The organism is Nitrobacter sp. Nb-311A (genome assembly GCF_000152905.1).
Classification (GTDB): domain Bacteria; phylum Pseudomonadota; class Alphaproteobacteria; order Rhizobiales; family Xanthobacteraceae; genus Nitrobacter.
In genome coordinates this window covers 1-17,362 of record NZ_CH672418.1, presented here as the reverse complement: position 1 = coordinate 17,362, position 17,362 = coordinate 1, and the positions used below count along the sequence as shown (strand labels likewise).

At 61.6% G+C, this 17,362-nt stretch carries 7 protein-coding genes and 1 pseudogene; 2 read left to right on the top strand and 6 right to left on the bottom strand.

The genetic code is table 11. From position 1 onward, the window contains the following. The first annotated feature begins 112 nt into the window (after window positions 1-112). Entirely contained in the window at window positions 113-1,132 is a 1,020-nt protein-coding gene (locus NB311A_RS13395) for a response regulator transcription factor (protein WP_050752118.1), read from the top strand. A gap of 154 nt (window positions 1,133-1,286) precedes the next feature. Further along, a complete protein-coding gene (locus NB311A_RS19765; RefSeq protein WP_207382381.1) occupies window positions 1,287-2,078 on the top strand; it encodes a 4'-phosphopantetheinyl transferase superfamily protein in 792 nt (263 codons plus the stop codon). 205 nt (window positions 2,079-2,283) lie between these two features. Here the strand turns inward: NB311A_RS19765 and NB311A_RS13380 are convergent, their stop codons facing one another. From NB311A_RS13380 to NB311A_RS13360, 6 genes and pseudogenes are all read right to left on the bottom strand, one after another. Further along, the gene (locus tag NB311A_RS13380) at window positions 2,284-3,588 is read right to left on the bottom strand and encodes a lysine N(6)-hydroxylase/L-ornithine N(5)-oxygenase family protein (RefSeq protein WP_009799131.1); all 1,305 of its coding nucleotides are present in this window, start codon (window positions 3,586-3,588) and stop codon (window positions 2,284-2,286) included. A 22-nt stretch (window positions 3,589-3,610) separates the two neighbouring features. Beyond that, window positions 3,611-4,672 carry a GNAT family N-acetyltransferase gene (locus NB311A_RS13375; protein ID WP_050752123.1) on the bottom strand — a complete coding sequence of 354 codons (1,062 nt, stop codon included), beginning with the start codon at window positions 4,670-4,672 and terminating at the stop codon, window positions 3,611-3,613. 183 nt (window positions 4,673-4,855) lie between these two features. After that, complete coding sequence (locus NB311A_RS13370) at window positions 4,856-6,556, bottom strand: cyclic peptide export ABC transporter (RefSeq protein ID WP_050752117.1); 1,701 nt, start codon at window positions 6,554-6,556, stop codon at window positions 4,856-4,858. Further along, a complete protein-coding gene (locus NB311A_RS21575) occupies window positions 6,553-6,810 on the bottom strand; it encodes a hypothetical protein (protein ID WP_131522913.1) in 258 nt (85 codons plus the stop codon). The genes NB311A_RS13370 and NB311A_RS21575 overlap by 4 nt, the downstream gene beginning before the upstream one ends. After that, window positions 6,807-7,820, bottom strand: coding sequence for an alpha/beta hydrolase (locus tag NB311A_RS13365; RefSeq protein ID WP_245257000.1), 1,014 nt, complete (start codon window positions 7,818-7,820; stop codon window positions 6,807-6,809). The genes NB311A_RS21575 and NB311A_RS13365 overlap by 4 nt, the downstream gene beginning before the upstream one ends. Further along, a pseudogene (locus NB311A_RS13360) lies at window positions 7,817-17,341 on the bottom strand (amino acid adenylation domain-containing protein); the annotation flags it as partial. The pseudogene NB311A_RS13360 and the gene NB311A_RS13365, both read right to left, overlap by 4 nt. Window positions 17,342-17,362 lie beyond the last annotated feature (21 nt).

Here is a 17,362-nt window from a genome sequence, read left to right as displayed (position 1 = left end):
GTTAGAAGTTTGAATTTATTTCAGAAGGAGGCTGCAAGCGGAAAGGTTTCGACGGATAGGGGTGGACCGGCCTGTCTGTTTCAGCGTTCAAGATTGATTGGTAGGAGTACCCATGAGCGCGGAAGAGCGTTGTTCTGACAGCATTTATTTTTCCAATTGTTGGGCGAAGGATCAGAGAATCCACGCGATATCCAACCCGGCCCGAACAGCTTATCCAAGTCCTTCCCACAATCTCCGACCGCAGCTAAATGTCGGAAGCGCTTCATGCGGAGCCTCGCCCCCCACGAGCCAGTGCAGGCAGGGACACCTGCAAAATGCTGTTACGGTTAATGTGGATCCGCCTTGGCAGGCGCGTCCAAAGGCTCCCGCAGCCGGAATCTCCCCGATTCCTATAGCGCACGCCGCAGATGGCGGTCACGAGGGCCAGAGCGCACAAAGCGTCAACGGAACGAAAGATTCATTCGACGCCAAGACGAAACGTGCCCGGAACGTAGTTATCATTATTGATGAAAGAGCACTTGTCCGCGATTGCTTGGTGTATTGTTTGCAAGCCAAGTATGACAGTCCCGCGGTTTTTTCGTTCGCAACTTTGTCAGATTGGATAAAGGTAGAGGATGATTTCCCCGTCCCCTCTGTGATCCTTCTCGGCAGTCAGACCGGACAAAAAAAGGCATTGAACGATTCCGACGACGTCGAGAGCCTCGCGCACGTCGCCATGAACGCGCCCTTGATCATCGTGTCAGATGTCGAGGACGGTTCACGAATCAAGCGTGCGATCGAGAGCGGCGCGCGGGGTTATATTCCAACGAGTATGACCCTCGGCGTCGCGGTCGAAGCAGTGCGTCTGGTGGAAGCGGGTGGCACCTTCGTGCCCATCAGTGCAATGTCGTCGTTTCGGAGTGCGGGTCAGGATGAAAGCCAGCTTTTCACCGCACGGCAGATCATGGTGATCGAGGCGCTGCGCCGCGGCAGAGCGAACAAGCAGATCGCATACGAGCTTGGCATGTGCGAAAGCACCGTGAAGGTCCATATCCGTCATATCATGCGCAAGCTGAAGGCCCGGAACCGGACAGAGGTTGCGATGATGGCGAGCGGCTTGTTTGACAAGCTGGAACAAGATCGGCCTGATTGATTGGATCCTATCAAGGAGCGATCATCCAAGATTGCTGCTTGGGTTTGATATCCGTCAGATCATCTGGAGAACTTGACATCGGTCGATGTATGCTGGCCCGCGGGTGTTCGTGGAAAGGCCACGAGCCCCGCATCACGGCAGAATGTTGGAGACGGTGAAAGAAGAGACGCCCCCCTTTGCAAGCTCAATCTCAATAGGACTTGCAGGCAGGACATTTGCGTGGTCGATCGCCGTCAAATGCGCAACTTCGCACAATCAGCCGCGGGTGCGCTCTTTGCGCGATCCCCACCTGCGGGAACTTACCGCGCTGCGCAATGCCAATGAGATCGTATCTTGGATGGGAGCGACAGGTAACACCCGAGACGCCCTCCCCGATCGTCAGACACCCAGCATCAACCATGCCAGGTCGCTTCTCGACGCCGAGGAAGCCGATCGCCTGAGGCGCTTTATTCATACTGAAGATCGGATGAGCTATCTGGCTGCGCACGCTGGCAGCCGGCTCCTGCTCGGTGCCATTACGAAACGCAAAGCAGAGACGCTGCGATTTGAGCGATCTGAATTCGGTAAGCCGGTGCTTGTGGATGCTCCCGCCGACCTTGATTTCAGCATGAGCCATGCGAGAGGCGCCGTAGCTGTTGCGGCGGCATATATGCCAATTGGGGTGGACATTGAGCCACTGCGGGACGTTTCGGATAGGAATGAGATCAGCGAGATCGTCCTCGCATCGGAAGAGCGGCGGATATTGGCAAACACTCCGGAGGCACGTCAGTCCGAGCTTTTTCTACGCTACTGGACGATCAAGGAGTCAGTTCTCAAAGCGGCCGGGGTTGGCTTCACCCTTTCGCCGAACACATTAATCGTCGATGCCGGATCATCTCCTGCCGTGCTCTCCGCGCCGGCTGAGCTCGGGCCTCCGGAGCAGTGGCGCGTGATCGCTCCTGCCTGACGAGTTCATCAATGAGACGCTCTGACGCGCTCCCACCGGCCGTCAGGTCCCCGCCTCGCCGGCTACCGCATTGCCGACCTCTATGAGCAGGCCGGCGAAATCAAGCATCCAGACCGTCGCTGAAATGTTGGGCGACCCGAAGAACTGACGTGCTCCTACGTTCTTCCCACGCCGCCCTTTGTCCGACAACTGACAGAGAAACAGTTCAAGCGGAAGCGACGAGTTCACGCTGGGAGACTGTGGAAAGCAACGACTCGGCGATCTCCTGCGAGCGTGCGGCAAGAACCGAAAGCAAGGTATCGCTGAGGCCGTGGGACGATTCAGAGTATCCCTGAAGATGGATCTGCGGCCGGAACGCGGGACTGGTAACGAGCTTGTAGTGACGATCCAACACCTCGTCTCGAACGTAGCGGCGGATCGATCCGAGAAATGCGTGAGGTGTTTCCCTGTCGTATCCGGTCGCCAGGACCACTGCATCATAGGACGAGCGAAAGCTCCCGCCTTCGAATTTGTCGACAGCGCTGATCTCTATTCCCGCTGAATCTGCATCTACATTCACGATCTCGCTACGCGGATGCAACGCGACCTTTATGTCTCCGCTGACGCGCTGCTGGTAGAGCAACCGATATAGCTGATCGAGCAGATCGGAATCGACGACCGCATAGTTTGTGTTCCGAAAGTTGCGAACGATCGCCTCTCGGCTTTCGCAAGACTGCGCGTAGATGAAATCGGTGAAATTCGGATTGAAGATTTCGTTGACGAACGGACTACTGTCGGACGGCTTCAAGGCGTGACCACGGAAGATCAAATCGATCCGGGCGTGCGGAAATCGGTTATGAAGGTCGAGCGTAACCTCGGTTGCGCTTTGTCCCCCGCCAACGACGGCCACCCTCGTTGCTCGACCTCTCAGCCCGACACGCTCGATCCGATCGAGGTAACGGCTGGAATGAAGCAACCTGTGATCGTCAACAACCTTGGAAAACGTCTCCGGGATATACGGCTTACCTCCGACCGCGACCACGAGATTCTTTGCGAGACGGATCACCTCTCCGCCGGCGAGCGTGCGAGAATGAACCCGCAGGGACGTCACCGTCTGACCAACCGTCACGGGTTCAATCGCAACTATCGTTTCGCCATAAGCCGTCTGCGACTTGAACGTGGCGGCGACCCATCGGAGATAATCGTTAAACTCCAGCCGGCTTGGATAGAACGTTCGGCAATTGATGAAATCCAACAGACGCCCCGTCTTGTGCAGATAGTTCACAAAGGTAAAGGGGCTAGTTGGATCGCGCAACGAAACGAGATCCTTGAGAAACGAGATTTGCATATCGCTGCCCGGCAGCAGCATGCCGCCATGCCAGGTGAATTGCGGCTGCCTCTCCACGAACATGGGAGAGAACTTAAGGCGTGACCGCGTCGCGCACTCGTCCAACGCAATCGCAAGGGCAAGGTTGGACGGTCCGAATCCGACGCCGATAACGTCATGCTCGACTGCAAATTGATGGGACATGAGCCGCACTCCCGCTCGTAGCTTAGGAAAGGACCACCGGACTACCGGGCGCCGGAAGCCAGAGCCGGTCGCCAAAGAAGCGCTCGCGCAGCAACATAACCAATGTTGCGCGCTTGTGGGCGAAATCGAAATTCTTGATCTTCGCAAATCCGGATCGTTCGAGATTCCGGATTTGCTGAGAATGCGCAGCCGCGGGCTCGCCAACGATCCGCTGCGTGCGACAATCGTCGAGAAACATGTAGTGCAGCAGTGAGGGCAACCACGCGCTGATATAGGAGCGCCCGCGGAAAGCATCATTGCCGACCACGACATGCCAGCCCCGGTCATAGTCGTCGGCGTCATAGAACGGCGCGATACGATTTTCCTTGGCCCAGTAAATTTCGAAATAGCCGAACGGCTCATCGCCGAAACAGCCAATCATGGGAAGCATGTGTGGATCAGCCAATTTGTCCGCCAAATAACGCCGATGCTTCTCTAGATCACCAGCCTCGTTCCAGAACGCATCAACCCGAGGATCGTTCATCCAACGGTGCAACAAGTGAAGATGATCGTCGATGTCAGCGATCTGAAACGAGACAGATTGCGCAAGCCATGGAATGTATCGGCTGTACACCTTGCCAGTTGGCTTTGGAGCACGGCGCGGATGCCGTTTGCCGTCCGTCATGACATGAAGCTGGGGCAATGGCTGCCGCTCCGGGTTGACAAGCCAGTTATCCCGCCTCTGCATGACCATCTCGGGAACTAGAACGAGTCGATCTTTCGCGATGGTCGCAACGCCGCTGGTGATAAGGTCTCGTACGATCGAATCCTGACCCACGACATCCAAGACAAGTCGATCAAGATTGGGCCGCCACGCGAAGAGAGCTTCGGCAGAGGCCGACATTGCCTGCGTCGTAAGCTTCTGATCGTCCGACGCATACAACACATGGAGATGATCGACTTCTCGATCAAGCCGCAACTCCAGCACAGTCACGTCGTCAGCAACGACACGAAGACGATCATCCGCCTGAAGGACAGTTAGCGCAGAATTCGGTCCGACCAAAAACGTGCAGGGTCCATCTCCGGATTGTGAAGCCTTGTTCATCCGGCCCCTCGCATCTTGGTCGTCGTTATGCGCGATGTAAATCAGTCCTGCATCAGATGACAAGGAATGCAGCCGCAACTCGATTTAGATTCCCTACAAAGTCAAAAATCTTGTTCAATCCGGGTCTAACGCCGTGCGGAACACGCAAACTATCGTCTTATATGTGTCGCAAATCCGGACATTCTAAAGCGATGCGTTTGTTGGCACTGCTGGAGCTACGATCATGTCGTGAATCTTCTCCGCGCTCGTGACAATTTTGCCTTCTCGCAGCCGTACGAGATGGTCCGCTATTCCGAAGTAGCGATCATCATGTGAGATGACGATGATGGTTTTTCCGATGCGCTTCAGATCCGGGAGCAGCTCGGTGTAGAAGATATGCCGGAAGGTCGGATCTTGATCCGCAGCCCACTCATCAAACACCAGGACAGGCCGTTCCTCGAGCCACGCGTTCATCAGGGCCAGTCGCTTGCGTTGCCCGGTCGATAGATCGGTTGTCGTAAAGGCGCCATTCTCCACAGAGACCTTGTGTGCGACTTCCAGCCGCTTCAGGTATCGCTCGGCGGCGTCAGGAACCACGCCGTCTCGCTGCATGATGTCCTCAAACAGATAGTAGTCGGAGAAAATGGTCGTAAAGAGCTGACGATAATCGTCTCGCGTCTCGGTCGAAACGGCCACGCCGTCCCGAAACACGGTGCCGCTGTGCGGAGCGTAGAGGCCAAGAAGCAGCTTTATAAGCGTCGTTTTTCCGCTTCCATTCTCGCCAACGATGAAAACGGTATCCCCCTTTCTGATATGCAGATCAACCGGACCAAGCACAAAGGGAGCTTTGCCTGGCACACCTCGAAATGCATAAGTTACATTTCGAAGTTCGATTGATTCAATCGCGTCTGTTCGTTGCCCGACGGGACGAGCGGTCAACAGATCATGTTCAGGCGTCGAGAACTGCTCGGAAAGCTCGGCGATACGGCGCATCGCGACCTGAGCCCGGCTGAGCGCCGGCAGGACGCCGATGATCTGATCAACGGGACCACGCATATAGAGCAGCACCAACACGAAACCGCTGGACACCGCAGCAGGGCTGTCCGGCCACAGGAAGGGACGCAGCGTCAGCGCCACGCCGATCACGACAAAGAACAGCATCGTGCCCAGGGATCGCGCGGTCACGAAAAGATTTATCGATTTGATCTGCACCTTGCTGATCAAGTCAACGGTGCGCTGAATCTCATCGGCATATACGCGCTGGCGGCGGATGCGGTTCAACCGCAGCTCCTTTGCCCCTTCAGCAATCGCGCGATAATGTTTGTGAAGCCGATCTTCCGCATCGCGGGCGACGTTGAACCCGTGAACGCCTCGCGTCCTTGCGTACCCATGCGCTAGCGAACCGAGGATGATGACGGCGCCCGTTATCAGAAACAGTGGCCAGGATAGTATCGCCAGGTAAACCATACAGCCCAGCGTAATCACGAGCGATACGAAAAAGGGCGAAAAGAAGAAGGCAAAATCGCTGATGGTGTCGACGTCATGCGTCAACACAGGGATCAGCCTGTGCGTCCGGTAAATCTCGATCTGATCGATCGGAGCAGCTAGAATTTTTGCGGCAAGCGAGCCACGAAGGCTGGCGATGATCCGCTGCCCAACATAATTTGCGCTGATGTCGGCGCCGATAGAGCCCACCAGAATCAAGAGACACAGAGCGGCGAACGCCATGACAAGCGTTACAACATCGGCTTGGGTTGCATAGAGCCCCCGATTGACGACCGCGAGCAGCCCCGCAACGCTTCCGCCTCCCACGAGGCCGAGCATGACGCCCCCAAGGACGATCGGCCAATAGGGCCGCAGCAGGTGCATGATTTGTGCCGTCAGGCCGCTTCGTGAATGCATCATGAGTGCCGCGTGCTGGAGTGAGGCCATAGCAAGCCAATATGATGCGAGTACATGATGGCGCTCCTCCCCTGCAAAAGCTTATTTGCAGCAGTTTCTACGGATTCTAAGTTGTGAACCGATGCTCTTTTAATAATTAAAATGTGAGCATCGTCCGCCTTTACGTCGCAGCCGATGACCGGGTGGCGCGTCAGCGGCTGAAGTTCATCAAGCACCATCCGCTTCGAAGGGCGCGCCGCAACTGCATCATCATTCACGGAGTGGTTCCACACCGCGCCGCTCGCTCGCTTTCCGTCATGCGAAAAGCGGCGGCCAGTGCCTCCCCAATCGCCGCTCGCGCCTGAAGTGCATCCGCCACGACGTTTCCCATGCGCAGGAATTCATGAATCATTCCCCGATATATCCTGAGATCGACGTGAACACCGGCGGCGCGGAGTTTCGCCGCATAATCGCGCCCTTCGTCCACTAAAGGGTCAAGTTCGGCAAGCACGATAAACGCCGGAGCTAGCCCTGCAAGGTCGGGTGCGGCAAGCGGCGCAAAGCGCCAATCCTCGCGGTCACCATCGTCGCGAAGATACTGTCGGAAAAACCAATCGACGGTGCTGCGTTCCAACAGATAGCCGGAACCATACTTCTCGTACGAATTGGAGGTTTGCCGGGAACTCAGCCCCGGATAGGCGAGAACCTGCAGCACCGGTCGCGGCAGGCTTCCATCCTTTCGGGCTTCAATGGCAAGCGCTGCCGCAAGCGTCCCTCCGGCGCTGTCGCCGCCGACGGCTACGCGATTTGGATCCAGTCCGGCCGCAGGTCCCTCGCGCCCGATCCAGGCCAGCGCATCGACGGCATCCTCGAAGGCGGTTGGAAACTTGTGCTCCGGTGCAAGCCGATAAGCGATCGACAACACTGCCGCGCCGCTGTCTTCCGCAAGACCGCGGCACAACGGCTGATGTGAATCAAGGCTTCCGACGACGAAGCCGCCTCCGTGCATATAGAGAAGGACAGGAAGCGGATTGCGGCCATCAGGATTCTCCTGCGCATAGAGCCGCGCCGCAATTACCGCGCCGTCACGCGTCGGCAGGGAAAGCTGACGCTCGCAAGCCAGCGCCGGCGGATCGACATCGAGCAGCGGCGAGGATGCGTCGAAATCGGCCCGCGCCTGCCCGGCCGTCAGTTGCGGAAACGGAACGCGCGCGCCGCTTTCAGCGCCTGCCTGCACCATCTCGAGCAGCGCCGCGATGTCCGGATGAAGATTCATGGCAGCACTCATTCGGCCGGCTCCGGGATCGCATCCTGCAACGCAATCGATGCAGCCTGCGGAGCCAGCAGGATGCAAAGTTCGTCCAGCAGACGCTCGTTTTTGAGAATGGAGAAATGGTCGTCTCCGACGATTCCGCGATCGGCGGCGTTGGGCAGTTGCGCTTTCAGCCGATCGCGCTGCGCCAACCGGCTCGATGTCCACCAGCACAATGGCGTAGCCGCGAGATGGCGCGGAGGAGTGGCGCTGCGGGTCAACGTTCTCAAGCAGCGTCCTACGGAGAATGCGCTCGCGATATCGTCTTCACCAAGCACCTGTTCGCCGATCGATATTCCGCTTGCCTCTCCCATGATCTGGGCGACCAGACTCCGGATGTTCTCGCTGGTCTCGGGGCTGCCCTTGCTTATGGCTGCTTCGATATGCCTGTCGATGTGAGCGGCCGCCGCTCGCGGAAGCACGGCCCACAGCAGTCCCGCAAGTTCATCGGCCCAGTGAACAGCCGCCTCCCCGCTCAATTCAGCTTGCGGCTGCACTACAAAACTATCGACCAAAGCAAGGCGATCGACGCGCTCGCCGCAGCGTTCAAGCTCGGCGGCAACGAGGGCGGCGACAAGTCCACCGAGCGACCAGCCAATCAGGCTGTACGGCCCGTTCGGCTGCACTCGCCTGATCTCGGTCGCATAGTCGGCGGCCATAGCATCCAGCGAACGCTCGCGCCACGAGCTGTCGACCAGCATTCTCGATTGCAGCCCGATCACCTGCCGGCGTCCCTCCAGACGGCGCGCCAGCGCTCCGTAATCGAAAACGGTGCCGAAGCCGCCATGCACGCAGAACACTGGTTGAACATCGCGAACCGGCGCGTTCAACGGCAGCAGCGCCGATGGCGCCGGCGCGGATGCCGAAGCTGTGGAGCCGTTGCCGGCAAGCAGCGCGCGGATCGTCGGCTTCTGCAACAAATCGCGGAGCTTGACCTCGATGCCGAAGGTCTTGTCCTGGCGGAGTCGCGCCACGATCCTGAGACAAAGGATCGAATTTCCGCCGAGTTCGAAGAAGTTATCGGTCACGCCGACCTGCGGCACCTTGAGGACGTCAGCCCACAAGCGCGCCATCGCGGTTTCGACAGGCCCTTGCGGAGCGACGAAGCTTCGCGCGGTGGCATCGGGCAACGGCAGCGAGCGCCGGTCGACCTTGCCGCTCGACAACACCGGTAGTCGCTCAAGCACAACGATCCGCGCCGGCACCATGTAGGCCGGCAAGACCTGTTTCAAGAACGCGGCCAATCTTTCGGCCAGCGCGTCGGCGGCATCTCCGGATGCATGCGTTTCCGCCTTCGGCGCAACATAGGCAACGAGTTGATTGCCTTTCGCGCGCGGCAGCGCCACTACTGCCGCCTGCTCCACCTCCTTATGGCGAAGCAGCGTGGTCTGGATTTCTCCAAGCTCGATCCGGAAGCCGTTGACCTTGACCTGATCATCGCTACGGCCGAGATATTCGATGGTGCCGTCTTCACGCCATCGCGCGAGATCTCCGGTGCGGTACAGCCTGGCGCCGGGCATTGACGAAAAAGGATCGGGCACGAATCGCTCGGCGGTCATGCCGGCCTTATCGTGATAGCCGCGTGCCTGCCCCAAACCGCCCAGATAAAGCTCTCCGGCGACCCCTGCGGGAATGACATTGAGCGAGCCATCAAGAATGTAGGCGTGGCGATCGCCCACCGGCACGCCGATCGGCGCATAAGGCGTTTCGCATTCGGCGGCGCCATCGACTTTCCAGACCAGCGGTGTAACGACTGTCTCTGTCGGCCCGTAGCCGTTGATCAGGATCTGCGGCTTCAGAATGCGTCTGACCTTGTCGAAGCCCTCCTTCGGCATCGCCTCGCCCCCGAAGGAGTAAAGCCTGACCGGCGGCGGATTGCCCGTCTGTTCGACCACTTCGGCCACCTGCTGCAGATAGGCCGGCGGCAATCCAATATGACTGACCCGATGCGCGTGCAGGCTCTCCACGGTCTGTTCCGGCGTCCACAGTTCGTCGTCGCGCATCACCAGCCGCGCTCCGTGAGACAGGACCGTCAGCCAGCGTTCATGGGCACCGTCGAAGGCCAGCGACAGGAAATGCAACTCGCACGAACTCTCATCGATCTCATACAGATGGCCGGTGACCTGGCAATGCATGGCGAGCGGCCCATGGGCAACGGCGACGCCCTTCGGCAATCCCGTCGAGCCCGAGGTGTAGATCAGATAAGCGAGGTTCCCGGCATGCAACTCCGGTTGCGGCGCATGATCCGGTCCCGCATCAAAGTCGAACGATGGAAGAGAGATTCTTTCCATCCCATCCGAACCGCCTTCCACATCGAGTTGCCCCGTCAGCAGGAACGAGATCCCGGCATCGCGCATGACGAATGTGCGCCGCTCCAGCGGAAGCTCGGGATCGAGCGGAACGTAGGCCCCGCCTGCTTTCAGGACGGCGAGCAGCGCGATCATCGTAGCCTCGGTCCTTTCGACCACGACGCCGACGCGCTGCTCTCGCCTGAGCCCGCGGGCGATCAGGTGATGCGCAAGACGATTGGCCCTTGCGTCGAGCGCACCGAACGAGAGCACCGTGTTGCCGATGATAAGCGCCGTTCGCGCCGGATGCCGCCTCGCATAACCACTGATCGTTTCATGCACGGGTGGCAGCAGGGAGCTTGCCGTCGCGTGACGATTGCAACTTTCGGCAAAGGCAGCGTCGATAGAAGTCACCGGATTAATACTGGCGAGACGTCTCGACGCGTCCTGCGTCATCGCGACAAGAATGTGCTCGAACTGCACCCTGATCTGATCCGCCTGCGACGCCGTAAAATGGCTTGGCATATAGGTGTATTCGATCTGAAGAGTGTCCTCGACGAGAACCGACAGGTCCATCGGATAGTTCGTCACGTCAACGTTCTTAAGAGCGCCGAATTGAAGCGAGCCGTCGCCGTCTCGCATGCTACGTTCGATTGGATAATTCTCGAATACGATGATGCTGTCGAACATTGCCTGACCGGAGCGCTCGGCCCAGCCCTGGATGTCGTAAAGCGGTGTATGCTCGTAGCCGCGGATCGCCGCATTGCGATCCTGGATGGTGCGCAGCCATTCTCCGATCGGACTGGCGAACGAAGGTGTTTCGATCACGGGCAGCGTATTGATGAAAAGCCCGAGCATCTGCTGCGACCCGTTAAGGCTGGCCGGCCGGCCGGCAACGGTAACGCCGAACGTGACGGTCCGCTGGCCGGTGTAGCGTTGCAGCAGCAGCACCCATACGGCCTGAACGATGGTGTTGAGCGTGATTCGCTCACGGCGAGCGAATGCCTTGAGCTTCGCGGTCGCGGCCTCTCCGAGCCGCGTATAGCAGCGCGCATGTCCGGATGCCTGATGGCGGCGCACGCCGAAAGCGTCGGCGAGTTGCGTCGGCTCGTCGAACGCCTTGAGCTGTTCGCGCCAGAATTGTTCCGCGGCGCCGGCATCCTGCGCCAGCAGCCAGGCGATATAGTCGCGATAGCGAGCAGGCTTCGCTGCGGACGCGCGCCCGTAATAGCATTGCAGTACGTCGCCAACGAACCGGGCCGAACTCCAGCCATCCATCAGAATGTGATGATAGGTCCAGATCAGCCGATAGCGATGATCGTCAAGCCGCAGCAACCGCACGCGCTGCAGTGGCGGCGCGGAGAGATCGAACCCGGCGGCGCGTTCATCCGCAAGCGCCGCCGCGATCCGTTCCTCGCTGACCGCCTGTCCGCGCCAGTCGTCCTCTTCGAATGGAGCAATCACGTCGCGATAGACGACCTGAAGCGGTGAACCTGATAGCTCGCGCCACAGGAAGCCGGTTCGAAGAATCTGATGGCGTGCGGTCACCTCATTCCATGCCCGGCCCAGCCGGCCGGCGTCGAGGCCGCGAACCTCGACGCTGATCTGGTTGACGTAGACGCCGCTGTCGGCATCGCGCAGGCTATGAAACAACATGCCCTGCTGCATCGGGGACAGCGGATAGACGTCCTCGATGCAGCTCGGATCCAGACCGAGCCGTTCGAGCTGATCATCCGATAACTCCGCGAGCACATCGTGTGCCGGCTCGGACCGGTCCTCGGCTACATCGTTGTCGCGGGACAATGCCGCCAGCGCCTCGATCGTCTGATGCTGGAAGACATCGCGCGGCTCGATCAGGACGCCTTGGCGGCGGGCGCGGCTCACCATCTGCAACGAAATGATCGAGTCGCCGCCAAGCTCAAAGAAATTGTCTGTGACGCCGATGACAGGCTGGCCGAGAAGCTCCGCCCAGATCGTCGCGAGCGCGGCTTCCGCCGGCGTGCGCGGCGCGATGTGCTCGGCCGAAGCCGCAAGCCGGTCCGGCGGCGGCAGCGCCTTGCGGTCGATCTTGCCGTTCGGCGTCAGCGGCAGCCGCTCCAGCACCACGATCCGCGCCGGCACCATGTAGTCCGGCAATGACGCCGCCAGCGCAGCCTTCAGCGCCGCAGCATCCAGAGCCTCGCCGCTGACATAACCGACAAGCTGGCGTCCCGTCCCGGCCTCGCGCGCCACCACCACCGCCGCACCCACGCCCGCCTGCGCCGCAAGCCGCGCCTCGATCTCGCCAAGCTCGATCCGGAAGCCGCGGATCTTCACCTGATGGTCGGCGCGCCCGACATACTCCAGCACCCCGTCCTCGCCCCATCGCGCCACATCGCCGGTGCGATAAAGCCGCGCTCCGGGCAGGCCGAACGGATCAGGCATGAAGCGCTCCGCCGTCAGCGCGCCGCGCCGCCAATAGCCCCGCGCCAGTCCCGCACCGCCAATGTAAAGCTCGCCGGCAACCCCAACAGGTGCAACGTTGAGATCATGATCCAGAACGTACAGCGTGGTGTTGCCGATCGGGCGGCCCAGCGCAGGGCGGGCGTCCGCCGCATCCAGGCGATGACGCGCCGACCACACCGTGGTCTCGGTCGGGCCGTACAGGTTCCAGACCTCGCCCGCCTGCGCCACCAGCCGCCGCGCCAGGTCCGGCGGCAACGCCTCGCCGCCGCACAGCACCCGGCAGCCCGACGGAAGCGCCCCCTCGTGATCGAGCAGCATCCGCCAGGTCGCGGGCGTCGCCTGGATCAGGCTCACCTCATGCGCGGCCGCGAGCGCCTTCAGCCGGCCCGGATCCTGCGCCGCGGCGCGATCGGCCAGCACCACCCGCGCCCCGACCGTCAGCGGCAGCCACAGTTCCAGCACCGCGATGTCAAACGACAGCGAGGTCAGACCCAGCACGCGGTCCTTCTCCGTCATGCCCGGCTGCTCCGCCATCGTCGCCAGGAAGTTCGTCACCGCATCGTGGCGGACCATCACCCCCTTCGGAACGCCGGTCGAGCCCGAGGTGTAGATCACATAGGCCAGGCTCTCGGGAGGCACGGCGATGGCCGGGTTGCTGTCGTTCCCTCCCTCGGGCTGCGCATCGATCAGCCAGGCCTCGGCGCCGGTCTCCTCCAGCACCGCCGCGAACCGGCCGCGCAGCGCGCTTTGCGTCAGCACCAGCGCCGCGCCGCTGTCGCGCAGCATGTGCGTCAGCCGCTCCTGCGGATAGTCCGGATCCAGCGGCAGATAGGCCCCGCCCGCCTTCAGCACCGCAAGCAGCGCCACCATCATGCCGACGCCGCGCTCGCACCACAGCCCGACAACAACATCGGTCCCGACCCCGCGAGCCCGCAGCCGCCACGCCAGCCGGTTCGCACGCCCATTCAGCTCCCCATAGCTCAGCGCCTCCTCACCAAACACCAGCGCAATCGAACCCCAACAACGCCGAACCTGCCGTTCAAACTGTTCGAGAATGCTCCGGCGCGGTTCATCGCGGCCCGTGCTGTTGGCGCTGGCGAGCAGTCTGTCATCTGCGGGATCATGATCCGCGATCCTGCCGACCGGCCGGTCGGCATCGATGCTCAACGCCTCCATGATGCGCACAAAGGCATGTTGCAGCCGCGCGATCTGCGCCTCATCAAAGTGCCTGCGCTGATAGTTGAATGTCAGGCGGAACCGCTCATCGATACCGACGCTCGCGAACAGCGGATAATTGCTGGTCTCGACAATCCGGGTCTTGCCGACACGGACCTGGCGGTTTTTGCCCGTCAGAGCACGGTCGATCGGATAATTCTCGAACACCAGGATGCTGTCGAACAGCGGCCGTCCGGGGCGTCCCGCCAGACGCTGGATCTCATGGAGCGGCGTCCAGCCGAAGTCGCGCAGGGCCAGATTGTGATCCTGCAACTCACGCAGCCACGCGCCAACCTTCCGCTGCGGAGCAACGCCGTCGACAACCGGCAATGTGTTGATGAACAGGCCGACCATCTCGTCGGCTCCCGTGAGCTCCGGCGGCCTGCCCGACACCGTGACGCCGAAGCAGACCGTGCCCTGCCCGGTATATCGCCGCAGCAACTGCGCCCATGCAGCCTGCACCAGCGTGTTCATCGTGACCCGCTCGCGTGCTGCGAACCGCTGCAGCCGTCCTGTCAGCGCCGCATCCAGCTCCAGCGCGAGCATGCCGTGGCCGCACGATTCCGCGTCCACACGCTCGGCCAGAAAGCTCGGCTCATCCAGCCCGGCCATCGCATCGCGCCAGAACGCCGCCGACACATCGCCATCCCGGCTCCGCAGCCACGCGATATAGTCGCGGTAGCGATGCTGCAATGCCGGCAGCCGGTCTTCGCCATCATGCTGCATCACCTCGGCGATCAGCCGCGCCGAACTCCATCCATCGAACAGGATGTGATGATGGGTCCACAGCAGCCAATGCCGGTCGTCCCCAAGCCGTATCAGCCGCACCCGCTGCAAAGGCGGCCGCGACAGGTCGAAACCCGCAGCCTGCTCACCTTGCGCAACATCGGCCAGCGCAGCCTCCAACCGGGCTTCGTCCCACCCTGTGGCCCGTGCACGCCAGTCATCTTCGACAAACGGCACCTCGACATGGCGATAGACAATCTGCTGCGGCGAGCCGGACAGACCGCGCCAAACGAAACCCGTTCTCAGAACCGCATGGCGATCACTGACCGATTGCCAGGCGCGGCGCAGCGCTTCCGCATTGACGCCGTGCAATTCCGCGGCAACCTGATTGACATAAAGCCCGCTCTCACCATCGTGCATCGCGTGGAACAGCATGCCCTGCTGCATGGGCGACAGCGGATAAATGTCCTCGATCTCACGCCAATCCAGGCCAAGATGATCGAGCTCGGCCTGGCCCAGGCCGGACAATGCCACATCCGACGGCGTCAGACCGCAGGCGCCGCTGGTGCAGTGATCGACCAGCTCGCGCACGGCGCCCTCATAAGAAGCAGCCAATCGCTCAATCGTTTCTCGGCGATAGCGCTTCCCGCCAAAGCTGAACGAGAGCCGCAATTGTCCGTCTTTGACCTGGCCGTTGATGCTCAGCCAGCGGCCGAGCGGCGCGCTGCCGCTGCGCCCGGGCCCGGCGCTCTCGGGCGCGAGCCGGAACGGCGCGCCTTCACCGACGCTGGAATCGAACTGGCCGAGATAGTTGAAGACGATGCGGGGCTCGGGAAGCTGAGCCAGCGCCTCGGCTTGCGCTTCAGTCCCGCGATAGCGCAATATGCCATAGCCAAGCCCGCGGTTCGGAATCGCGCGAAGCTCCTCCTTGATGGATTTGATCAGCGTCTCATCGTCCGCCGACCCGCCCCGCAGACGCACCGGGAAAGCGGTGGTAAACCACCCTACCGTCCGGGAGATATCGACGCCCGCGAAGATATCCTCGCGGCCGTGTCCTTCGAGTTCAACGACGATCTCCTCGATTCCACTCCAGCGCGCGACTGCCCGCGCCAACCCCGCGAGCAGAAGATCATTGACCTGCGTCCGGTAAGCCGAAGGCGCCTCCTTCAGCAGCCGCGCGGTCAACTCGGCGTCGAAGGCGAGCAAAACCTCCTCACTGTCGGCGGCCCGGTCGATGCCCGGATCGTCGTCGCACGGCAGCTCCGTCCCCGCTCCCCGTTCAAGCCAATAGGGCAGTTCCGCCGCCAACTGCTCGGTCTGGGCATAGGTCTGCAGCCGCGCGCCCCAGGACGCATAGGAATGGCTCCGTGCCAACGCGACCGGCAACCTGCCCTGCCGGGTCTGCTCGTAGGCCGCCGCAAAGTCTTCGAGCAGGACGCGCCACGACACGCCATCGACGACAAGGTGATGCACGACCAACAGGAGCCGCTGGCTGCCGTCGGCGAGATCCATTCCAACCAGGCGCAGGAGAGGCCCGGTCAGCGACAGGCTCGCCTGAGCCTCGGAAGCGACTGCGGTGACTTCGGCCGAATCGCCAATGCCGCTTCGAAGCCAGAACAGTTCCGAGGGCTCGGGCGCGGCGCCATAACCCGCACGCCATCCCCCTTCGATCTCCTCGAAGCTGAGCCGCAAGGCCGCGTGATGCGCCACGATCGCAGCTATCGTGGCCTCCACAACCGCCCAATCGAGCCGTGACTGCGGTATCAACAGAACGGCCTGGTTCCAGTGATGGCGCTCCCCGGCATCCTCGCTGAAAAAGCGCGCCTGAATCGGCACAAGCGGATGTTCGCCGCCTTCGATATCCCCCTCGGGCGCAGCTTCGCCCTCGCTCCGTTCGTTGCGCGCAACTCGCGCCAGTTCCTGTAATGTCTGATGCTGGAAGACATCGCGCGGCTCGATCAGGACGCCTTGGCGGCGGGCGCGGCTCACCATCTGCAACGAAATGATCGAGTCGCCGCCAAGCTCAAAGAAATTGTCTGTGACGCCGATGACAGGCTGGCCGAGAAGCTCCGCCCAGATCGTCGCGAGCGCGGCTTCCGCCGGCGTGCGCGGCGCGATGTGCTCGGCCGAAGCCGCAAGCCGGTCCGGCGGCGGCAGCGCCTTGCGGTCGATCTTGCCGTTCGGCGTCAGCGGCAGCCGCTCCAGCACCACGATCCGCGCCGGCACCATGTAGTCCGGCAATGACGCCGCCAGCGCAGCCTTCAGCGCCGCAGCATCCAGAGCCTCGCCGCTGACATAACCGACAAGCTGGCGTCCCGTCCCGGCCTCGCGCGCCACCACCACCGCCGCACCCACGCCCGCCTGCGCCGCAAGCCGCGCCTCGATCTCGCCAAGCTCGATCCGGAAGCCGCGGATCTTCACCTGATGGTCGGCGCGCCCGACATACTCCAGCACCCCGTCCTCGCCCCATCGCGCCACATCGCCGGTGCGATAAAGCCGCGCTCCGGGCAGGCCGAACGGATCAGGCATGAAGCGCTCCGCCGTCAGCGCGCCGCGCCGCCAATAGCCCCGCGCCAGTCCCGCACCGCCAATGTAAAGCTCGCCGGCAACCCCAACAGGTGCAACGTTGAGATCATGATCCAGAACGTACAGCGTGGTGTTGCCGATCGGGCGGCCCAGCGCAGGGCGGGCGTCCGCCGCATCCAGGCGATGACGCGCCGACCACACCGTGGTCTCGGTCGGGCCGTACAGGTTCCAGACCTCGCCCGCCTGCGCACCAGCCGCCGCGCCAGGTCGGCGGCAACGCCTCGCGCCGCACAGCACCCGGCAGCCCGACGGAAGCGC